The sequence below is a fragment of the Anabaena sp. UHCC 0204 genome (assembly GCF_009711975.1).
In the GTDB taxonomy this organism is placed as follows: domain Bacteria; phylum Cyanobacteriota; class Cyanobacteriia; order Cyanobacteriales; family Nostocaceae; genus Dolichospermum.
Genome location: NZ_VIKW01000032.1, coordinates 26340 through 32339, shown reverse-complemented (window position 1 = coordinate 32339; position 6000 = coordinate 26340). Strand labels below are relative to the sequence as shown.

General features: G+C 41.7%; 5 protein-coding genes. 1 reads left to right on the top strand and 4 read right to left on the bottom strand.

Annotated features, from left to right (window positions below; all coding sequences use genetic code 11):
- Positions 1–80: 80 nt before the first annotated feature.
- The 4 genes from FJR04_RS20525 to FJR04_RS20510 form a co-directional block, all read right to left on the bottom strand.
- Entirely contained in the window at positions 81–2141 is a 2061-nt protein-coding gene (locus tag FJR04_RS20525; RefSeq protein ID WP_168498237.1) for a ribonuclease R family protein, read from the bottom strand.
- Between the two features lie 258 nt (positions 2142–2399).
- The gene (gene rpsR, locus FJR04_RS20520; protein ID WP_168498235.1) at positions 2400–2615 is read right to left on the bottom strand and encodes a 30S ribosomal protein S18; all 216 of its coding nucleotides are present in this window, start codon (positions 2613–2615) and stop codon (positions 2400–2402) included.
- Between the two features lie 2 nt (positions 2616–2617).
- Positions 2618–2812 carry a 50S ribosomal protein L33 gene (gene rpmG / locus FJR04_RS20515; protein WP_010998585.1) on the bottom strand — a complete coding sequence of 65 codons (195 nt, stop codon included), beginning with the start codon at positions 2810–2812 and terminating at the stop codon, positions 2618–2620.
- 46 nt (positions 2813–2858) lie between these two features.
- Positions 2859–3413, bottom strand: coding sequence for an RDD family protein (locus FJR04_RS20510; RefSeq protein ID WP_168498233.1), 555 nt, complete (start codon positions 3411–3413; stop codon positions 2859–2861).
- 282 nt (positions 3414–3695) lie between these two features.
- Here FJR04_RS20510 and FJR04_RS20505 point away from each other — a divergent pair, with 282 nt between their 5' ends.
- Positions 3696–5816, top strand: coding sequence for an acylase (locus tag FJR04_RS20505; RefSeq protein WP_168498252.1), 2121 nt, complete (start codon positions 3696–3698; stop codon positions 5814–5816).
- Positions 5817–6000 lie beyond the last annotated feature (184 nt).

Below are 6000 nucleotides of genomic sequence, written 5' to 3'. Positions count from 1 at the left end.
GAAGTTTTCCCTACTCCTCTGCTCCCCTGCCCCCCTGCTCCCCTGCCCCCCTGCTCCCCTGCTCCCCTGCTCCCCTGCCTCTAATTTGTCACAGATTGGGCTTCCTGATACATGATTTCCTGGAAGTGGATCATGTCTTTTTGAGGATCAGCGAGACTAACTTTCACTAATAAATGTTCTCCCAGACTGACAGAACGTCGGAAGGACATAGGTAACTGTAAACCTAAATCTTCTAATAAAATCAGTGCTAAATTGCTATCTTCTCGTAACCACATTAATACTGTCACCTGCCAAACTTGTTCAGGATGACGACGTAAATATTCTAAAGCGTAATATCTATTAGTTTGTCGTTCCACCATTGTCACTTCTTGGGTGGTACTCATGACTGTCATCATTACTTCTTTGAGTTGTTCAGCAGAGAAGGGTAAACCTTCGCCACGTAAATGTGCTTTCAGTTGGAAGTGGGTGAGTAAGTCGCTATAACGACGAATGGGGGAAGTAGCTTGAGTGTAGGTATCTAAACCTAACCCAGCATGGCGCACAGGTGTAATGCTCATTTCACTTTTAGGCATACAGCGGCGCATGGCACAGGAACGGACGAAACCGGCTGGTAATAGCAGTAATTCTTCGTCTGGGGGTAATTCTGGTTGAGGTTGACCGCGAAAAGGGAGAGGGATATTATGGGTTTGACCATAACGTGCGGCTACTTCGCCGGCGAGAATCATCATTTCTGCAACTAACTGCCGGGATGAGGAATCATCTAAAATATCAATATTGATGTCATCGTCTTTGACTTTGATCATCGCTTCTGGCATATTGATACTAATAGCCCCTTGAGCATAGCGCCAAGTTTTGCGTGTTTTTGCCCAAGTAGCGATCGCCGCAATTTCTGGTTCTGCCTGTACTCCTAATTCCAACATCTCATCAACATCTTCATAGGTGAGGCGATAGGTAGGCTTGATTAAACCAGTATGTATACAGTAATCTTCAACAGCACCAGTTTGATCTAAAATCACGCCGAAACTGAGGGCGCAACACACTTTTCCCTGTACCAAACTCATTGGACCTGTAGCCAATACCTCTGGAAACATGGGAATCATCCCTGTGGGTAAATAAACCGTACTTCCCCGTTTTCTAGCTTCTAAATCTAATTCATCTTCTGGTATTAATAATCTGGTGGGATCGGCTATATGTACCCATAACCGTTCTTTGCCATCTGGTAGTATTTCCCAACTCAAACCATCGTCTATTTCTGTCGTACTTTCATCATCAATGGTATATACCTTGAGATGTGTCAGATCGAGACGGTTTGTATCTAAATCTGTGGGGGGAAAATCCAAACGTTCTTGCGCCACTTCTAATACCTTATGAGGAAATTGAACGGAAATTGATGAACGGCGCAGGAACAGGTTTTCATGGATACTCCACAAACCCAAATCTATCAAGAGTTGAAAGGCTGATTGGGGAGTAGCAGAACGTCCCAGCATATTCATAGTTTCTAATACTGGGGCTGGAGGCGGACAAGCACGAGCTAAAGAGTCATAATTCACTTTTAGCATCACAACATCTGCAAGCAGAGTCGCATATTTTTCTAGTGCGTCTAAACGTTGGCGATCCAGTCGTTGCCATTCTACTACTTCACCCTGAAGCGCCTGTTCTACACGGGCTAAAAATTCCTGCTGTCCCTTTGCTTTTTGCGATTCTACTTCAATCTGGTGTTTGCGTTCTGCTACTTGTGCCGCGCTGCGGGGTTCGTAAGCTTCTGCTTTTTGTTTGAAATAGAGTTTGTCTTCTGATAACAAACAATGGGCTGCATAACACTGGGGAGGTGCTGATTCTGAAAACAGTATGTTCGCCATTTGGCTGGGAGTGACAGTTTCCCCATCTTCAATTAGTAGTTCCCAAGCTACTTCCAAACTCGATGGATCTAGATAAGGCTGGACTTGACTTAGAAACTCAGCAATTTCGCCTGGTTTATAAGTTTGTCCGTTGACTGTGTAGGTAATTTGGCGAGGTGCGAGGCTGTGGGATTGACCACGTTCATCTACCACAAACCAACGAGTTTTACCATCTGGACGATCTACCACTCCCAAACGGCGATCGCTTTGAACCCTAAATTCAACTAACGTCCCCTTATCCACAACTGTCGCGCTTTAGTATTTTTAGATTTTTTTAGACTTGAAACTTGGGATTAAATAACTGGCATTTAATCTTCACTGAGATGACAATTTCATACTCAAATTTAGCAGCATCGTACCATTTTTGAGAATGAATTGATTGCATATTTTTGACAACTTTTTACTGTTATTTTAGATTTTGGACTTCAAGTCAAAGGGCAGTATCTATGCGATCGCTACTTTGATTGGATAATCATCCAAAATCCAAAATCCAAAATCTTCTTAACCTTCTGCGTTAATGAAGGGCAGCAAAGCCACAATCCGCGAGCGTTTAATGGCTAAAGTCAAGACACGTTGTTGCTGACAAGTCAACCCGGTAATTCTCCGAGGTAAAATTTTACCACGTTCAGTCAAAAATTTACGCAACAAATCTACATCTTTGTAATCAATGGGTTCTCCTGGCTTAATAGGAGAAAGACGACGACGATAGTAACTCATTCTTACTTAATTTCCTTGTGAACTGTGTGTTTGTTGCAGTGGGTACAGAACTTTTTCAGTTCTAAGCGGTTGGTTGTGTTCCGACGGTTTTTTGTACTCGTATAGCGAGATACACCAGGGGAACGTTTATCTGGATTTGTCCGACACTCGGTGCATTCTAGTGTCACTATTATGCGCGCACCTTTACTCTTAGCCATAATCTTACAAACTGTAAAGCCTGGAGATGATTAACACAAATGGTCATTATCTCACATTTCGTTGAAATTTTTCAACTAGCCGCTTAATTTTTATATCTAATGAATAGCCACGTCGGGACGAAACTATAATAGTCCTAAAAAAACGGTCATGGAAAGCCTGACGCATCTGAGTATCTGATAAAGCAGCACCCCCGTCAATGATCAGGGGAAGCAATAGGACAACAGCAGCGGGATTAAGGAGAATATTCCCCAAGAAAATGGATAATAACAAGCTAGACAAACAAATAACCCCTTCTCGTAGCAATAGTGTCTGAAATTGGGGAATTCTATTGACTATTTGCCCATTTATGACTTCTAGGATCTTTAAATCAAATGCCCAACGTCCTAAACTTTGTCCCTGATTGTTGTAAACTACGACTACGCGGAAAATTAGCCAAGCAAAAATAAAAACAAAGATTTGGACAAATTGAATCCCGATTTGACTACTTCCCGCTATGGAACTCAGTAACCATGCACCGCAGAAATCAACAGCTAAGGCCATGACTCGACGGGTAATATCTCCTTTTGGGTAGTGTTGTTGAGTTGCTTTAACAAGAGTCATACCCTTTCCCTCGCTGGTGGTAGGTGAGTGGATTAATTCCCGTATTGATTCAAAAAAGTAGCCAGACTTTAAATTATTCTAATATTTTTTTAAGCCACTCAGATTTCTAACTCACACAGGACTTACGCAAAATCATGAAGAAACAAACCGCAGAGGACGCAGAGGACAGGTCGAAATAAGAGTTTCAGAGAGTTATTGCGTAAGTCCTATCAAAGTAAGGGTAAAAGTTAATTAACAGAATTAACTGGAATAATTTTCAGAACTTGATTATAAATGAATACAATGTTTATCGGTGCAAAAACTAAATTTGATTATTCTCAAGACTGGCGACAAAAATCACGAAGATTTTTACCTTTTTTACTTGGCATCATCTTTACTTTGGTGGTGAGTAGTCAAAGTTTTAGTGTAGTTCCTCAATCCACAGAAATTCTTTGGGATACTTACAGCATTCCGCATATTTACAGCAATAGCCATCAGAGTGCTTTTAAAGCATTTGGTTGGGCGCAGATGCAAAGTCACGGTAACTTACTTTTGCGACTCTATGGACAAGCACGAGGAAGGGCGGCTGAATATTGGGGAGAGAAGTATTTAGAATCAGACAAGTGGGTACTGACAATGGGTGTACCCAAACGCGCTAATTCCTGGTATCAAGCACAAAGTTCTCAGTTTCGTAGTAATATAGATGCCTTTGCAGATGGAATAAATACTTATGCTAAAGAACATCCTGATTTAATTGACGATCAAGTCAAAGTGGTGCTACCTGTTAGACCGCAAGATGTACTCAGTCACCTGCAAAGGGTACTTCTGTATACATTTGTCGTTGATCCGGGAAGAGTGGCAGATATTAATGATACAAAGTCCGCGCCTGGTTCTAATGGTTGGGCGATCGCACCAAAACGTTCTGCTGACGGTAAAGCGATGTTATTAGCGAATCCCCATACCCCTTGGGGCAATGTATTTTTATGGTACGAAGCCCAAATTACTGCACCAGGTATTGATGCTTATGGGGCAACACTCGTAGGTATTCCCGTTTTAGCGATCGCCTTCAATGATAATTTAGGTTGGACTCACACCGTTAACACCCACGATGGCTGGGATGCTTACGAACTGAAATTACAAAAAGATGGTTATCTTTTCGATAACAAAGTTCTCCCCTTTGAAACAACAACCTCTTTACTAAAAGTCAAACAAAAAAATGGCTCTTTTAAAGAGCAAATATTGACAGTAAAAAACTCTATTCACGGTCCAGTAATTAGTGAAAAAGATGGAAAAGCCGTGGCTTTACGGGTGGTTGGTCAAGATAGTAGCGGCATATTAAAACAGTGGTGGGATATGGCAACCGCCAAAAATCTTAACGCATTTCAAACAGCAGTACAACGGTTGCAACTTCCCATGTTTACCATCATTTATGCTGACCGAAAAGGACATATTATGCACCTATTTAACGGTTTAGTTCCCGTGCGAAAAGAGGGAGATTTTAAATATTGGCAAGGCATGATTCCTGGGGACACATCCAAAACATTGTGGACTAAATTTCACCCTGATCAAGATTTACCAAAAGTTATTGATCCGCCCAGTGGTTGGTTACAAAATGCTAATGATGCACCTTGGACAACTACTTTTCCCACGGCTATCAAAGCAGATAATTATCCAGCTTATATAGCACCACGGGGTCCAATGGATTTCCGCGCCCAGCGTTCTGCCAGAATGTTAGCTGAAGATGAAAGTATTTCCTTTGAGGAAATGATTAGCTACAAGCATTCTACGCGCATGGAATTAGCCGACCGAATTCTTGATGATTTAATTCCCGCAGCCCGAAAATATGGTAACGAATTAGCAAAACGAGCCGCCGATGTCTTAGCCAAATGGGATAGACAAGCGAATGCAGATAGTAGGGGTGCGGTTTTATTTACCGCTTGGGCAGATAAATTAGATTTTGATACAGCCTTCAGTCAACCTTGGAGTGAAAGCCAACCACGCACTACACCTGATGGTTTAGCTAACCCTAAAGCTGCGGTTGAATTATTAGAAACAGTAGCAACTGAAGTAGAAAAAAACTATGGCAGCTTAGATGTTAATTGGGGAAAAATTTTTCGTCTGCGTGCTGGAAAAATAGATTTACCAGCTAACGGTGCTGAGGGATATTTGGGAACATTTCAGGTTGTTAATTTTGCCCCAGCAGAGGGACGTTTTCAAGCTGTGGGTGGTGATTCCTTTGTCGCAGCAGTTGAGTTTTCTCAGCCAGTCCGCGCAATGGCACTTACCAGCTACGGAAATGCAACTCAACCAGGTTCATCTCATATTAGTGACCAGTTACAACTTTTTGCTGAGAAAAAATTGCGTCCCGTGTGGCGTACACGCAAGGAAATAAAAGCTCATTTGGAAGCAACAAAAGTCTTTTGATGAGTTGAAAATCCTAATAATTCAATCTTGTGGAATGGGCTTATAGCCCGTCCAAGTCTAACAAAGGGAAGCAATATATCTATCCTACAAAAATTAATTGAATATTTTTTATAATTAGGACTTACGCAAGATTGAACTCAAAACCTGATTCTTGCGTAGGGGTAATTCATGAATTAAGTAGGTA

Coding starts and splice junctions, on each gene's coding strand:
- rpsR (WP_168498235.1), bottom strand. CDS start 2,615: ATGAGTTACTATCGTCGTCGTCTTTCTCCTATTAAGCCAGGAGAACCC.
- rpmG (WP_010998585.1), bottom strand. CDS start 2,812: ATGGCTAAGAGTAAAGGTGCGCGCATAATAGTGACACTAGAATGCACC.
- FJR04_RS20510 (WP_168498233.1), bottom strand. CDS start 3,413: ATGACTCTTGTTAAAGCAACTCAACAACACTACCCAAAAGGAGATATT.
- FJR04_RS20505 (WP_168498252.1), top strand. CDS start 3,696: ATGTTTATCGGTGCAAAAACTAAATTTGATTATTCTCAAGACTGGCGA.